The sequence below is a fragment of the Haloechinothrix salitolerans genome (assembly GCF_042662605.1).
GTDB lineage: Bacteria > Actinomycetota > Actinomycetes > Mycobacteriales > Pseudonocardiaceae > Haloechinothrix_A > Haloechinothrix_A salitolerans.
In genome coordinates, this window is sequence record NZ_JBHSXX010000001.1 from 620,313 (window position 1) to 635,081 (window position 14,769).

A 14,769-nucleotide genomic window follows, 5' to 3' on the forward strand; every position below is an offset into this window, starting at 1 on the left:
TGGTCCTGGCGATGCTCGGTGGCACCGCCAGGACCTGCGGTCACGATGCCTGGCCCGCGGTGCCCAGTACGGCGAGCACCCTGCCGAACAGGTCGTCCGGCACCGCGCCGGGATCGAGGCTGTCCTCGACCGCGAAACCGTTGGACAGTGCCAGCACGACCACGGCCGCCTCGTCCGGCGGGAACGGCAGTGTGAGCCCGTGCCGCTCGGCCATCCGCTCGATCATGCCCGCCAACGAGGCACGCAACCGTTGCCGTCGCGTCCGCAGCGCTTCCGCCAACTCGGGGTCACGCTGCCCGCTGACGGCATAGGCGATCAGCAGTCGTTGCCACTTCGCTCCGGTGTGGATCGCGTCGACGAGGTGTTTGCCCACGTCACGTAGGGCATGGCCGGCGTCGGCCGCGCCGTCGAACAGTTCGGTCGCCTCCCGCTGCCGTTCCGCCACGTACTCGTCCATCAACGCGAGCACGAGGTCGTTTTTGCTGCGGAAGTTGGAGTACACCGCGCCCTTGGTGAGCCCAGCCGCGGCGGCGACGTCGGCTACCGACGCCGCCTCGATCCCGTGCGTCGTGAAGACGTCGTGGGCCGCGGCCAGGACTCGCCGTCGGGTTTCCTCCCTGGTGGGGCGACGTCGTGTCGTCACGGTGCCGTTGCGCAGGTGTTTGGCGGCTGCTGACCGGAGAACCGGCCGCCGAGGTAGTCGACGGCGAGCGGCGCACCGGTGATCGCGCCGAGTACATGGTCCCCGACGACGGCTGGCTGGAACTGGACCGTGCCGCCGCCCGCACACCAGGCCTCGTTGAGCGTGATCGCTTGGTCGAAGGTGACGAGTTCGTCGGTCGGCGAGTGGTAGATCATCGCGGGCGCCTTCGGTGTCGTGTTGCCGAGTTCGATGTCATCCAGCACCTTTTGCCACTCAGGAAGGGACATCGGATCGTCCACCGTGGTGTAGCTGGACAGGCTGCGGAACGCGTAGCGAACGGAGAACTCCTCGACGCACTGTGTGCTGATCTCGGCTGCCATCTCCTTGCCCTCGTCGGTCAGAATCTCCTCGAACGGCGCATCAGGGTATGCCCGCGCGAGGCCGACCGCCGCGGCCAGCACGAGACCGCTCGCTGGGCCGCCGTCGTGCAGGTTGGCCATGGCTTCCATGTCGGCGGGGGCCGCACCGACGGCCGCGCCCGCGACGTTCAGCTCCGGCGCGTAGTCGGCCGCGCGCTGCGATGCCCAGGCGGTCGAGAAGCCGCCCTCGGAGTAACCCCAGAACCCGACCTGCGTGGCGTCGCTGAGCCCGGCTTCGGGTAGTTCGGCGGCGGCGCGGGCGGCGTCCAGTTGAGCATGGCCGAGTGAGCGACCGGCGACGTAGGTGTGCGGACCCGGCGTGCCGAGGCCTTCGTAGTCGGTGACGACCACGGCCCAACCTCGGTTCAGGGCCTGGCTGAACAGGGAGAACTCCTGCTCGCTGCCCGTGGCGAGCTTGTACGACGGGGCGCACTCCGGCCCGAGGCCGTGGGTGCCAACGGCGTACGACACCAGCGGGCGCTCGCCGTCGCCTGTCCACGCCTCTTGGGGCACGATCACGGTGCCGGAGACAGCGTTCGGCTCGAAGGTCGCCGACGTCGAGCGGTACAGCACCTGCCAGGCGTTGACCGGGACGCTGAAGCCGTTGTCCGAGACGTCGATCTGCCGCGAGCGGAAGACCGTGCCCGGCTCGACGTCCGGTATTGGGTCCGGCGGAGTGTAGAACGGATCGTCCTGCGGCGGCGGGAACTGCTGCGCGGCGGCTTGCAGGACGTGTGCCGCGTGCGCGGGGGTGACGGCGCTGGCCGTCGGAGTCGCCGCGCTGGCGGCTGTGGTGATCGCACCGGTGAGCAGCGCCACCGTCGCACCAACGGTGAGAAGCGCCTTGGACGTCCGTTGTCGTCCCACACGCCAGCCGCCGTGGCTACCGCCCAGTCTCGGCGTCCATGCTCCGTCGCGTGTCCCAGCCCTGGTGTTCTCCGCTGTCATGTCGCTGACCACCTTCGATACTCGCCGGTATTGAATACCGAACGGTATCCAGTGGCGTGGGTCACGTCAAGCGCGCAGATGCTCTCGGGCGGGTGGCGCGGTACAGCGGCAAGCCGTCAGCGTCCGACCGTCGCGCACTCCGCCTGTGGCGGCGTTGGCGGCACGGGCACTGGCCGGGGCCGGGACATCGATCCGATCAGCACGCCGATGATCACGATGCCCGCCGCCGCGATCTCGATCGCGGTCGGGCGCTCGTCGAGCACCAGGAACGCCAGTGTCATGCCGACGACTGGTACCAGCAGCGAGAACGGCGCGACCACACCCGCGGGGTTGCGGCTCATGAGCGTGCTCCACAGCCCCGATCCGGCCACCGTGCCAATGAGGACGATGTAGACCAATCCGCCGAGCGCGACCATCCCCTCCGACGTCCCGACCCCGGCCAACGCCTGCCACCCGGCCGACGGACCCTCGAACGCCAGCGACAGCGCGAACATCGGCAGCGGCGGCACGACGGACATCCACAGCGTGAAGTGCAACGGGTTCACCTGGCTGGTCGTCTCCGCGAATCCGTTGCGGTTGCAGAGGTTTCCCGCCGCCCAGCTCAGCGCGGCGAGCAAGGTCAGGATCATCGGCAGCAGCGCGGCGTGCTCGGCGCGTTGCCACCCGATGATGCTCATGCCGACCACCGCGAGCCCGATCCCGGACGCCACCATCGGCGTGATGCGCTCGCGGAGTAACACCGCACCGAGTAGCACCGTGAACGGCGCCGATGCCTGCAAGACTAGCGACGCGAGCCCGGTTGGCATGCCGATGTGCATCGCGACGAACAGGAACGCGAAGTGTCCCGTGCCGAAGCCGAGGCCGTAGCCGATCAGCCAGCGCACTTTCACCCCTGGCCATGGCACGAGCAGCATCGTCGGTACCGCGAGCACGGCGAACCGTAGTGTCGCGGCGAACAGGGGCGGAAAGTGCTGGATGGTGGCGTGGACGGCGAGGAAATTCGCGCCCCACATCACGGCCACGGTCAAGGCGAGCAGGCGATCCCGTTGCGACATGCCTCCGAGCCTGCGATCAACGACTCTAAAGCACTAGCGAATTATTCTTCAGCGTCCTTGTAGAGTTGCTTCATGGACGTCGTCCGGCTTCGGGCGCTTCGGGAGTTCGCCGATCGGGGCAGCCTCACCGCGGCCGCCGCCGCGCTGCACTGCACGCCGTCCGCGGTGTCGCAACAGCTCAAGGCCTTGCAGGCGGAGGTGGGGGTGGTGCTCACCGAACCGGCGGGCCGCGGTCTGCGGCTGACCGACGCCGGGCGCGCGCTCGTCGTCCGCGCCGACGAGGTGCTCGCCGCCGTTGAGCGCGCGCAGTCCGAACTGGACACCTACCGCAGCGTGCCGCGCGGAACCGTGCGGATCGCGATCTTCCCGTCCGGCGGGCAGCTCTTGCTTCCCGGTTTCCTGCACCGAGTGGCTGAACACTCCGAGCTGGGCGTCGAGGTCCGGGACATCGACATGATGCCTGCCGAAGTGCCCGCGATGCTCGCCGATTTCGACATCGTCGTCACTCATCGCGACGAACGTGCGGAGCCGTACGAGTCCGACCGACTGACCGTTGCTCATTTACTTCGGGAACCGCTCGACGTGGCCCTGCCGGTCGGTCACCGGCTCGCACACCGGCGCAAGGTCGAACTCGCCGAGCTGGCCACTGAGCGCTGGCTTGGCGTCGAGGTCGGATTCCCCGTCGACGACGTGCTGCGCTCGCTCGTCGTCCGCACCGGGGTACGCCCGGACGTCGTGCAGCGCATCAATGACTTCGGCGTCACGGAAGAATTAGTCGCGGCAGGCCACGGCGTCGCGCTACTGCCGAGGTACACGATCGACACCCGGCGCGGCAAGCGCTTGCTGCGCAAGCCGATCGCCGGGATCAGGGCGGCGCGCCACGTCGAGGCCGTGCTGCGCCCCGGCGCCGCGGCCCGTCCCGCGGTCGCCACCGTGCTGGACCTGCTGCGTGCCGAGGCCCGCGCGGTGACGCCGCGGTGAGTGCGCTGCCTTACCGGTGCGCGCGGTTGATCGCCGAGATCACCGCGCGCAGCGAAGCCGTGACGATCGACGGATCGACGCCGACGCCCCAGTACACCTTGTCGTCGATGGCGCATTCGACGTAGCTCGCTGCCTGGGCGTCGTCGCCCGCCGTCATGGCGTGCTCGCTGTAGTCGAGCAGCTTGATGTCGTAGCCGATGGTGGACAGCGCGTCGAAGAACGACGCGATCGGCCCGTTGCCGGAACCGGTGATCTCGTTCGGTTCCCCATCGACGTTGACTGTCACCGTGATGGAGTACTGGCCGCCACCGTTGTCGGTAACGTGCGAGCGCACCAGCTCCAGCGGGGACGTCGTCGTCAGGTACTCCCTGCTGAAGGCGTCCCACATGGTGTCCGGGTCGACCTCGCCGCCGGACGTGTCCGTGTACTGCTGTACGACCTGGGAGAACTCGATCTGCAGGCGACGCGGCAGGTCGAGCTGGTGCTCGGTACGCATCACGTAGGCGACGCCGCCCTTACCGGACTGCGAGTTCACCCGGATGACGGCTTCGTACGTGCGGCCGACGTCCTTCGGGTCGATCGGCAGGTACGGGACCTCCCACGGGAACTCGTTCACCGGCACGCCTGCCTTCTCGGCGGCCGCCTCAAGCGCGTCGAAGCCCTTGTTGATGGCGTCCTGGTGGCTGCCGGAGAATGCGGTGAAGACCAGGTCACCGCCCCATGGCGAGCGTTCGTGCACCGGGAGCTGGTTGCAGTACTCGACCGTGCGTTTGATGTGGTCGATGTCGGAGAAGTCGATCTGGGGGTCGATGCCCTGACTGAACAGGTTCATTCCCAGCGCGACGAGGTCGACGTTGCCGGTGCGCTCTCCGTTGCCGAACAGGCAGCCCTCGATCCGGTCCGCCCCGGCCTGGTAGCCGAGTTCAGCGGCGGCGATGCCGGTTCCCCGGTCGTTGTGCGGGTGCAGCGACAGGATCACCGAGTCACGCCGGTCCAGGTTGCGGCCCATCCACTCGATCGAGTCGGCGTAGACGTTCGGCGTCGCCATCTCGACGGTCGCGGGCAGGTTCAGAATCACCGGGTTCTCCGGCGTCGGCTGCCAGATGTCGGTGACGGCGTTGCACACCTCGGCCGCGTACGACAGCTCGGTGCCGGTGAACGACTCGGGCGAGTACTGGAACCGGAAGTCCGTCTCCGGGTTCTTCGCCGCGAACTCCTGCGCGAGCTCGGCGCCTTGGGTGGCGATCTTCTTGATCCCCTCGCGCTCCTCGCGGAACACGACGCGCCGCTGGAGGATCGACGTCGAGTTGTAGATGTGGACGACGGCCTTCGGCGCGCCCTTGAGTGCCTCGAAGGTGCGCTCGATCAGCTCGTAGCGGCACTGGGTCAGCACCTGGATCCGCACGTCATCGGGGATGACGTCCTCTTCGATGATCTCGCGGACGAAGTCGAAGTCGGTCTGCGACGCCGACGGGAAGCCGACCTCGATCTCCTTGTAGCCCATCGCGACCAGCAGTTCGAAGAACTTGCGCTTGCGCGCGGGCGACATCGGATCGATCAGCGCCTGGTTACCGTCGCGGAGGTCGACGGCGCACCACAGCGGGGCGCGGGTGATACGGGCGTCCGGCCAGGTGCGGTCCGGCAGTTGGATGTCTTCGACCAGGCGGTACCAGGGTTGGTACCGGCCGACCGGCATCGAGCTGCCGCGTTGGGGGTTCCACACCGGCTGGCCAGCGGGTACTGGGCCGTTGGGCGCGGTGATGGGTCCGTGTTCCGGGCGGGGGGAAGTGGACATTTGTTGATGGTCTCCTGCTGTCGGTGTTTCCGCTATGGGCGGGTGACCGGCGGCACGACAAGGCCCCGCGACGGGGGGCCGGTCGGATCAGGCCCCGTCGCGGCAGCGAAGCAGGAGTGCGCGTGCCACGGGTTCAGCATAACCACACTGTCGAGGGCTGGCACACGTCAGGGGCGTCGCAGGCTGGCTGACCGGGCGATTTGCCGATGTTGCCATAGCGGTGTGCCGCGTGGCATGTCAGACTTCCGGCATGGCCGAGCACGCTGATAAGTCGAGCGCTACGTCGAATGAGGACGACACCGTGGGCGGTAAGCATGGCCCGAGCGTCGACTGGGTCGCGGTGAAGGACAAGATGGTCAACATCCTCGCCGCGATCGTGCGCTGGGTGTTCCTGCTGTTCGCGCTGGTGCTGGTGTTGCACGTGGTGTTCACCATCGCCGATGCGAACGAGGACAACAGCATCGTGTCGTTCGTCCGCGACTGGGCCGATCCGCTCGCGCTCGCCTTCAAGGACCTGTTCCAGCCTGATGACGCGCAGCTGAAGATCCTGGTCAACTACGGCATCGCGGCGATCTTCTGGCTGATCGTGTCGTCCCTTGGCGCCACGATCATCCGCCGCCTCGGGTCGCTGGGAAAGTAGCGTTCGCGCTGAAGGCGTCGTTTGCCCATCAGCCGGAGCTGTTCAGCGCAGTTGATCACGTGTACTCGCACTGTTGTTCGCCAAAGCGAACTTAATGGACAAACTCGCACCACAACGCGAGTAGACGTGATCAACTTCAACGGCGAGGTAGTGACGCGTTCGCTGTGGCACCCGTGCCCCTCAGAACGCTGGCGCGCCCCATTCGCTGAGCGCGAACTCCGCCAGCGGGATGCGGGAACGCTCGCCGCGTTCCCGTTCGACGAGCCGCTGCGCGCCGAGTACCTCGGCGTCCGCCTGCACCCCGACGGCGATGGTGACCACCGGCCGGACGTCGTTGGGCAGCGCGAACGCCTGGTGCAGCGCGTCCGGGTCGAACCCGGCCATCTGGTGTGCGCCCAGCCCCTCTGCCACGGCCTGGAGCACCAGGTTCTGCGCGGCGAGCGCGACACCGTATTCCGCGTAGGGGATGTCGCCCTTCTCGTTGCGGGTGACCGCGAGCCCAGCGAGCAGCACACCGACCCGGTGCGCCCAGTCTTGGTTGCGCTCGGTCAGCGTGCCGTGGATGCGGTCGAACACGGCGTCGCCCCTGCGTCCAACCAGGAACCGCGCTGGTTGGGTGTTGCCGAACGACGGCGCCCACCTCGCGGCTTCCAGCAGCGCGCGTAGTTGCTCTTCGGACACCTTGGCGTCCGGGTCGAACGCGCGCGGGCTCCAGCGCTGCGCGATCAGTTCGTGCACGGCGACGCTGGTCGTCGCTGGCTTGCGCTGCATGGCTCCAGTTATATCGCGTACGGCCAGGTGACAAGGGCGTGCGCGCCGAACCAGCCGCTCACCACGGTCGTGGCGACCAGCACTACCAGCGTCGTCGCGGGTTTGCGCTTCGCCAACCCCAGCGCTACCGGTATGAGCAGTGTGAACGCGGGCAGCAGCAGCCGGGCCTTGGAGTTCATCAGGCCGTTCGAGCCGAGATCCATGATCAGCACGCCGAGTCCGTACACCAGCAGCGGCCATTCCACCCGCAGGACGAACCCGACGACTACCAGCGCGACGGCGGCGAGCAGCACCAGGATCGTGCCGATCTCATGCACGGACTCCGATCGCGCGATGGCCTCGCCGGTGAACCGCAGCGTGGCGGCACCGCCGTCGAACGCGGAGTTCCACCCGCGCTCTTGCAGCTCGCTCCACCCACCGAGCTGAGCGAGGACACCCGCCCCTGGTCGGATCTGCGCACCAGCCCACCACAGGTATCCCACCAGCCCCATAGGGGCGAGCAGCAGCCCGCCAAGCGGGCGCAGCGCAGGACGGAGACCACCCCGTCGGCGGACCTCAACCGCACAGGCGAACGCCGCCGCGCCGACGGCGAGGACGAGCGCGAGCCCGGTCGGTCGCACCAGTCCGGCCAACGCGCACAGCACACCGGCCCACATCCACTGGCGGCGCAGCACGAACACCAGCGACCATGCGGCGAGCGCGCAGAACAGCGCCTCGGAGTACGTCATCGAAAGCACGACGCCCATCGGCGACGCGGCGAACAGCGCGACCAGGATCAGCCCGACACGACGCGACCCGCCCCGGATCAGCATGCCGATACGGACCAGCGCGTATGCCGCCGCGATCCCGGCGAGGATGCTGACGACGAACGCGGCGGTATCCACCGAGAGCCAGGTCAGATCGGCCAGCCAGCCGGTCACCGTCGGGTAGCCGGGGAAGAACGCCAACGGAGTCTGCGGGGTGCGCTGGCCGTGCGCGTCGAGCAGCCCCTCCGGCGCTCCCGTGTACCCGCCGGTGGCGATGCCGAGGTACCACTGGCCATCCCACGCCGTCAGCGACCGATGCACGGTGGTGTTGTTGGGACCGGCCATCAGCACGAGAATCAGCACCCCGACGAGACGTACGCCGAGGTAGACCAGCGCGGGCGCGAACGCGAGCAGCGCGCGGGGCGCGGTGCGGTCGCGGCGCGACGTACCGGCTGGGGCCGGCGACACGCGCGGTGCTGACCGCTGCTCGATGAGCGCTGCGGTGTCCGTCGGACTCACTGCGGCTTCCGGGGGTAGGCGAACGCTGGTCCGTCCAGGGTAGTGTGCCGCGCCCGACGTCGGCGCCACGACATCATCGCGAAGGCATCACGGCTGGTAGAAGCCACGTGCTCAGGTGAACGGAAAGTGGTCGGTGCCACATCGGTACCGCGAACGGGTCGGGTCGGCCGGTACCCTTGGTTCAACTACAGGGACGACGCCCGCCTCGATACAAGGACTGGGGCCTGGGCGCTCCCGTTGGAGGAGGTTGGCGCGCAGTGGCGCTCGTAGTCCAGAAGTACGGCGGATCGTCGTTGGAGAGCGCGGATCGCATCAGAAGCGTTGCCGAACGCATCGTGGAAACCAAGAACGCAGGTAACGACGTTGTCGTTGTGTGTTCCGCGATGGGTGACACGACGGATGAACTGCTCGATCTGGCAGGACAAGTCAATCCGGACCCGCCGGAGCGCGAGATGGACATGTTGCTCACCGCCGGTGAGCGCATCTCGAACGCGCTCGTGGCGATGGCCATCAGCAAGCTCGACACGGAAGCATGGTCGTTCACCGGGTCGCAGGCCGGCATCTCCACCACGGCCGCGCATGGCGACGCACGTATCGTGGAGGTATCACCGACGCGGGTGACGGAAGCGCTTGACCAGGGATACATCGCCCTTGTCGCGGGCTTCCAGGGTGTCTCGAAGGACACCAAGGACATCACGACACTCGGCAGGGGCGGCTCGGACATGACCGCGGTCGCCCTCGCGGCGGCGTTGAAGGCCGACGAGTGTGAGATCTACTCCGACGTCGACGGGGTCTACACCGCGGACCCAAGGATCGTGTCGGACGCACGCAAACTGGACACCGTTCCGTACGAAGAGATGCTCGAACTGGCCGCGACCGGTTCGAAGATCCTGCATCTGCGTTCGGTCGAGTACGCACGGCGCTACGGGGTGCCGCTGCGGGTTCGATCGTCCTACAGCACCAAACCGGGCACGCTTGTGGCCGGATCGATCGAGGAGATTCCCGTGGAACAGGCGCTGATCACCGGCGTGTCGCACGACAAGTCAGAAGCCAAGATCACCGTGACCGACGTCCCGGACTACAAGGGCGCCGCGGCGCGGATCTTCCGCGCGGTCGCCGACGCCAACATCGACATCGACATGGTGCTGCAGAACGCCTCGCGCACCTCGTCCGGCGTCACCGACATCACCTTCACCCTGTCGATCGACAATGGGCCGAAGGCCGTCGCGGCGCTGGAGCAGATCAAGGACGAGGCCGGGTTCGACGCGGTGCTCTACGACGACCACGTCGGCAAGGTCTCGCTGGTCGGCGCCGGCATGCGCTCGCACCCCGGTGTGACCGCGAAGTTCTGTGAGTCGCTCGCCGAGTCGGGTATCAACATCGAGATGATCAACACTTCGGAGATCCGCATCTCGGTGCTGATCCGGGACACCGACGTCGAGGACGCGGTGCGCGCGATCCACGAGGCGTTCGACCTCGGCGGCGACGAGGAAGCCGTCGTCTACGCGGGGAGTGGTCGCTGATGCGGATAGGGATTGTGGGCGCGACCGGCCAGGTCGGCGCCGTGATGCGCAGGCTACTTGAGGAGCGGAACTTCCCGGTCGATGAGATCCGGTACTTCGCGTCCGCGCGCTCGGCGGGCAAGACGCTGCCGTGGCGCGGTGAGGACGTCGTCGTCGAGGACACCGAGAAGGCGGACCCGTCCGGCCTGGACGTGGCGCTGTTCTCCGCTGGTGGATCGACGTCGAAGGCGCAGGCTCCCCGGTTCGCCGATGCGGGTGTGACGGTGATCGACAACTCGTCCGCGTGGCGCCTCGACCCGGACGTTCCGCTGGTGGTCAGCGAAGTCAACCCGCAGGCGGTGAAGGAGGCCCGCAAGGGCATCATCGCCAACCCGAACTGCACCACGATGGCCGCGATGCCGGTGCTCAAACCGCTGCACGACGAAGCTGGTCTGGTGCGGCTGGTCGCCAGCACGTACCAGGCGGTGTCCGGTAGCGGACTCGCCGGTGTTGACGAGCTGGCCAGCCAGGTCGCGGCGGCGGGTGCTGACGCTTCGAAGCTGACCCACGACGGGTCGGCGGTCGCCCTTGGGGAGCCGTCGAAGTACGCGCGGCACATCGCGTTCAACGTGCTGGCCATGGCGGGCTCGATCGTGGACGACGGCTCCTTCGAGACCGACGAGGAGCAGAAGCTCCGCAACGAGAGCCGCAAGATTCTCGACGTCCCCGAGCTGAAGGTGTCCGGGACCTGCGTACGGGTGCCGGTGTTCACCGGCCACGCGCTGTCGATCAACGCCGAGTTCGCGCGACCGCTGTCGGTCGAGCGTGCTACCGAGTTGCTTGGCGGTGCCGCTGGCGTGGAGCTGTCCGACATCCCGACGCCGTTGCAGGCGGCGGGGCAGGACCCGAGCTACGTCGGCCGCATCCGGCAGGACCCTGGCGTCGACGACGGCCGCGGCCTCGCGCTGTTCGTCGCGGGCGACAACCTCCGCAAGGGCGCCGCGCTGAATACGGTCCAGATCGCGGAGCTCATCGCCCAGCGGTAACTAGCGAGCCCCGAGCTCCGGGTTCGCTAGTTCTGACTTTCAGGCCGCTTCCCGCACGGCCCTGAGTGTCACCCGGACAGGGTCCTACCTCTGGAGGGTGTCACCTGTTCTAGCCACGGCAGGATGTCGACGCCGGGCATCGATGTCGGCCCATCCGCGTCGGTGTCGGCAGGCGCCAGGTGGACGAAAGGCTGGCCTGTGATGAATGGATTGCGGCAACGTCCAGCAGCTGCGTTGGCGGAGGACAGGCTGGGGGAGCTCGACGAGAAGTACGTCGAGCTGATGAGCATGCTTGAGCCCGAAGCGGTCATGCGGCGGGTGGTTCGCGAGGTGCCGGAAAGCCTCGATATCGACGTCGCATGGGTCGGCAAGCCGGACAGCGACGACACCCTCCTCATTGGTGACTCCGTGCGGGCAAGGACCGACGTGCTCGACGGACTCGCCGTGCCGAAGGGCGTCGGACTCGGCGGTCAGGTGATGCTCACGAAACGGCCCATGTGGGTGAAGAACTACATCACCTCACCGCGTATCACGCATGACTTCGCTAGTCAGGCACAGCTGGAGGGGCTCCGCGCGATGATCGCGGTGCCGATCATGCACGACGACCGCGTTCTGGGTGTGCTCTACGGCGCCAACCGGTATGAGACCGACTTCGGCGACCGCGCGGCCCATGTACTCGGTGAGATCGCGGGGCGCGCCGCCACCGCCACGGTCGTGGCGGAGCGTGCGAAAGAGTCCGCCGAGGTCGCCGTATATGAGGAACGGCGCAGGGTCGCGCTGGAGCTGCACGACACTGTTGGCGCCATGCTGTACGCGGTAAGCGCGGGTATTCGCACGCTCGGCGCCGAGGTCACCTCGTTGGTGTCGGCACCGCACATCAAGGACAAGCTCCAAGCGATTGAGGAACAGGCGAGCGAGGCGGCGGCCATGCTGCGCGGCTCGTTGCGAGTGTTGAGCAACGCACCGGAAAAGGTCGCGCTCGGTGTCGCCGTGCGGGAGGATACGCGTGCGTTCCAGGAACGGACCGGCACCACCACTCGTATGATCACGGTGACCGAGCTGCCGCCGCTGCTGCCGTCCCGGGTGCGGGTTTTGTCCGCGGCGACGCGGGAAGCTCTGCTCAACGTCGAAAAGCACGCGCACGCCGATTCCGTCGTGGTCACGCTGGTCGCGGTGGAGGGCGGTGTCGCGGTGACGGTGGTCGACGACGGCGTCGGGCTCGCGCCGAGATCTTCGTGGGACCCCGGCCTCGGCCTCGCCGCGATCAGTGATCGGCTCGCGCGACTCGGGGGGAACCTGACCGTGTCGAGCGGCGACGACGGCGGGGTCAGCGTGCGGGCGTGGGTGCCGCGCTAGCCACGACGGCGCTTAGCCGCAACTGGTTTTGTCGAGGTCAGAGCGGGAAAACTGGTTGCGACGATACCCGCGCGTCGCCGATCCTGAGGCGCCTTTGAAGCACCGAGGGAAGGGGCAGTGATGCACACCGCAGTAGGCGGTGCCCGCGTGCCGATCCGCATGTGGACCGATCCGAGCACGGTCGAGGACGCCGCCCTGAGCCAACTGCACAACATCGCGAACCTGCCGTGGACGCATGGCCTCGCCGTGATGCCAGATGTCCACCTCGGTAAGGGCGCCACGGTCGGCAGCGTCATCGCGATGCGGGATGCCGTATCGCCAGCGGCGGTCGGCGTCGACATCGGGTGTGGGATGAGCGCGGTGCGCACGTCCCTGTACGCCGAGGATCTGCCGGACGACCTCGGCAAGCTGCGGCGCAGGATCGAGGACCTCATCCCGGTCGGGTTCGCCGGGCACAAGGCGCCGGTTGATCCCGCGCGGGTGCACGGCGTCGGCGGCTGGGACCGGTTCTGGCGCGGTTTCCGCGAGCTGCACAGCGGCGTGCAAAACATGTGGCACAAGGCTCGCACGCAGATGGGCAGCCTCGGTGGCGGCAACCACTTCATCGAGGTGTGCCTCGAGCAGGGCGGCGAGGACGCCGGTCGGGTATGGCTGATGCTGCACTCCGGCTCGCGTGGCATCGGTAACCAGCTCGCGCAGCGGCACATGGCCATCGCGGCGAAGCAGCCGCACAACGCGGACCTGCCCGACCGGGACCTGGCGGTGTTCCTCGCGGGCACACCCGAGATGGCCGCGTACCGTAGGGACCTGTTCTGGGCGCAGGAGTACGCCGCGCGGAACCGGGCGACGATGGTGGCGCTGCTCAAACAGGCCGTCGCCGACGTCGTGCCGTGGGTACGCTTCGACGAGGCGATCAGTTGCCACCACAATTACGTCGCCGAGGAGCGCTACGACGACGTCGAGCTGCTGGTCACACGGAAGGGCGCGATCCGCGCCGGGTCCGGTGACCTGGGAATTATCCCCGGGTCGATGGGCACCGGGTCGTACATCGTGCGCGGGCTCGGCAACGACGAGTCGTTCCAGTCCGCCTCGCACGGCGCGGGCCGGGCGATGTCACGGACGAAGGCGCGCAAGACGTTCACCGAGGCCGACCTCGCGGCGCAGACCGAGGGCGTCGAATGCCGCAAGGACGGCGGCGTGGTGGACGAGATCCCGGCCGCCTACAAGGACATCGAGTCTGTGATCGCGGCGCAGACCGACCTGGTCGAGGTCGTCGCCCATCTCAAGCAGGTCGTCTGCGTGAAGGGCTGATCCGCCTCACACCTTCTCGGTCAGCCGGAACACGGGGTGGCGCTCTGCTGCCGCGACGAGTTCGGCGTCGGTCGAGCCGGCGGTGCGGCCGTTGACGTACGGGCGCACCTGCCATTCCCACGGTGCGCAGTTGCCCACTGGTTCGCCCGCGCACTCCCAGCACGTGCGCGCCGAACAGCGGGACGCCGAGCCGCAGCAGTGCAGCCACGGCCGCGTTCGACGTCCGAACCAGTCTGCCGGGTTCCTGGTGATGGATGGCGGCCATTGCTCTCCTTAGAGAGCAGTGCTCACAAACAGGAACACTGACCTCGCCTGTGGCACACTGACACGTTATGAACGCCGTTCGGACGGCGCGGCAGCGCGCCCGCGACGAACTCACCAGTGCGATCAAGGCGGAGGCGCTGCGGCAAGTCGTCGCCGAGGGGCCACAGCGGTTGTCGCTTCGGTCGATCGCGCGCGAGCTCGGCATGGCGTCGTCCGCGATCTACCGGTACTTTCCCAGCCGCGATGACCTGCTCACCGCGTTGATCATCGACGCGTATGACTCGCTCGGTGCGGCGGTCGAAGACGTCGAAAGTCACGTGCCGCGCGAGTACATCCGTGCAAGGTGGCAGGCGTTGTGCGCCGGAGTGCGGACGTGGGCACGGCAGCGCAGCCAGGAGTACGCGCTGATTTTCGGCTCGCCGGTGCCCGGTTACCGCGCGCCGGAGGAAACCATCGCTCCTGCGAGCCGGGTCGCCGTGGTGCTGGGAAAGCTGCTGGCCGATGGCTGGGCGGCGGGAGAGCTGCGCCAGGTCCAGGCGCCGCCATTGCGGCCCGGTCTTGCCGAGCAGGCCGAGGGCGTCGCGACGGCCATCGCGCCGGACGTGCCGTCCGAAGTGCTTGCGCGGGCGTTGGTCGCCTGGACGCAGTTGTTCGGGATGGTCAGCTTCGAGTTGTTCGGACACCTCGTCGGCAGCGCTGATCCTGCCGACGAGTTCTTCGAGCACGCGGTGGGCTGCATGGCCGACCTGATGGGCCTGCCAGCCGAGTAACAC

The 14,769-nt window shown here is 68.0% G+C and carries 13 protein-coding genes; 7 read left to right on the forward strand and 6 right to left on the reverse strand.

Features of this window, described 5'->3' with window-relative positions:
* Nucleotides 1-40: 40 nt before the first annotated feature.
* From ACFQGD_RS02990 to ACFQGD_RS03000, 3 genes are all read right to left on the reverse strand, one after another.
* Nucleotides 41-643 (reverse strand): TetR/AcrR family transcriptional regulator, encoded by a 603-nt coding sequence (locus ACFQGD_RS02990; RefSeq protein ID WP_345407058.1) that lies wholly within the window; start codon nucleotides 641-643, stop codon nucleotides 41-43.
* The gene (locus ACFQGD_RS02995; RefSeq protein ID WP_345407061.1) at nucleotides 640-2,010 is read right to left on the reverse strand and encodes a lipase family protein; all 1,371 of its coding nucleotides are present in this window, start codon (nucleotides 2,008-2,010) and stop codon (nucleotides 640-642) included. Before ACFQGD_RS02995 ends, ACFQGD_RS02990 begins: the two co-directional genes overlap by 4 nt.
* Before the next feature lie 116 nt (nucleotides 2,011-2,126).
* Complete coding sequence (locus ACFQGD_RS03000; protein WP_345407064.1) at nucleotides 2,127-3,065, reverse strand: EamA family transporter; 939 nt, start codon at nucleotides 3,063-3,065, stop codon at nucleotides 2,127-2,129.
* Between the two features lie 72 nt (nucleotides 3,066-3,137).
* Between ACFQGD_RS03000 and ACFQGD_RS03005 the strand changes: the two genes are divergently transcribed.
* Nucleotides 3,138-4,046 carry a LysR family transcriptional regulator gene (locus tag ACFQGD_RS03005; protein WP_345407067.1) on the forward strand — a complete coding sequence of 303 codons (909 nt, stop codon included), beginning with the start codon at nucleotides 3,138-3,140 and terminating at the stop codon, nucleotides 4,044-4,046.
* Between the two features lie 10 nt (nucleotides 4,047-4,056).
* Here ACFQGD_RS03005 and leuA read toward each other — a convergent pair whose 3' ends face one another.
* Entirely contained in the window at nucleotides 4,057-5,841 is a 1,785-nt protein-coding gene (leuA, locus tag ACFQGD_RS03010) for a 2-isopropylmalate synthase (RefSeq protein WP_345407070.1), read from the reverse strand.
* 250 nt (nucleotides 5,842-6,091) lie between these two features.
* On the opposite strand from leuA, the gene ACFQGD_RS03015 reads away from it, so the two are divergent.
* Nucleotides 6,092-6,481: a hypothetical protein gene (locus ACFQGD_RS03015; protein WP_345407073.1), complete on the forward strand. Its 390-nt coding sequence runs from the start codon at nucleotides 6,092-6,094 to the stop codon at nucleotides 6,479-6,481.
* A 180-nt stretch (nucleotides 6,482-6,661) separates the two neighbouring features.
* Here ACFQGD_RS03015 and ACFQGD_RS03020 read toward each other — a convergent pair whose 3' ends face one another.
* Together ACFQGD_RS03020 and ACFQGD_RS03025 are read right to left on the reverse strand one after the other, a co-directional pair.
* Entirely contained in the window at nucleotides 6,662-7,252 is a 591-nt protein-coding gene (locus ACFQGD_RS03020) for a nitroreductase family protein (protein WP_345407076.1), read from the reverse strand.
* 8 nt (nucleotides 7,253-7,260) lie between these two features.
* Nucleotides 7,261-8,517, reverse strand: coding sequence for a hypothetical protein (locus tag ACFQGD_RS03025; RefSeq protein ID WP_345407079.1), 1,257 nt, complete (start codon nucleotides 8,515-8,517; stop codon nucleotides 7,261-7,263).
* Nucleotides 8,518-8,774: 257 nt separating this feature from the next.
* On the opposite strand from ACFQGD_RS03025, the gene ACFQGD_RS03030 reads away from it, so the two are divergent.
* The 5 genes from ACFQGD_RS03030 (at nucleotide 8,775) to ACFQGD_RS03050 (ending at nucleotide 14,766) form a co-directional block, all read left to right on the forward strand.
* Entirely contained in the window at nucleotides 8,775-10,040 is a 1,266-nt protein-coding gene (locus tag ACFQGD_RS03030) for an aspartate kinase (protein WP_345407082.1), read from the forward strand.
* A complete protein-coding gene (locus tag ACFQGD_RS03035; RefSeq protein WP_345407085.1) occupies nucleotides 10,040-11,065 on the forward strand; it encodes an aspartate-semialdehyde dehydrogenase in 1,026 nt (341 codons plus the stop codon). The genes ACFQGD_RS03030 and ACFQGD_RS03035 overlap by 1 nt, the downstream gene beginning before the upstream one ends.
* A 234-nt stretch (nucleotides 11,066-11,299) precedes the next feature.
* The gene (locus ACFQGD_RS03040) at nucleotides 11,300-12,421 is read left to right on the forward strand and encodes a GAF domain-containing sensor histidine kinase (protein ID WP_345407088.1); all 1,122 of its coding nucleotides are present in this window, start codon (nucleotides 11,300-11,302) and stop codon (nucleotides 12,419-12,421) included.
* Nucleotides 12,422-12,541: 120 nt separating this feature from the next.
* Nucleotides 12,542-13,732, forward strand: coding sequence for an RtcB family protein (locus ACFQGD_RS03045; RefSeq protein WP_345407091.1), 1,191 nt, complete (start codon nucleotides 12,542-12,544; stop codon nucleotides 13,730-13,732).
* 332 nt (nucleotides 13,733-14,064) lie between these two features.
* A complete protein-coding gene (locus ACFQGD_RS03050; RefSeq protein WP_345407097.1) occupies nucleotides 14,065-14,766 on the forward strand; it encodes a TetR/AcrR family transcriptional regulator in 702 nt (233 codons plus the stop codon).
* Nucleotides 14,767-14,769: the final 3 nt, after the last annotated feature.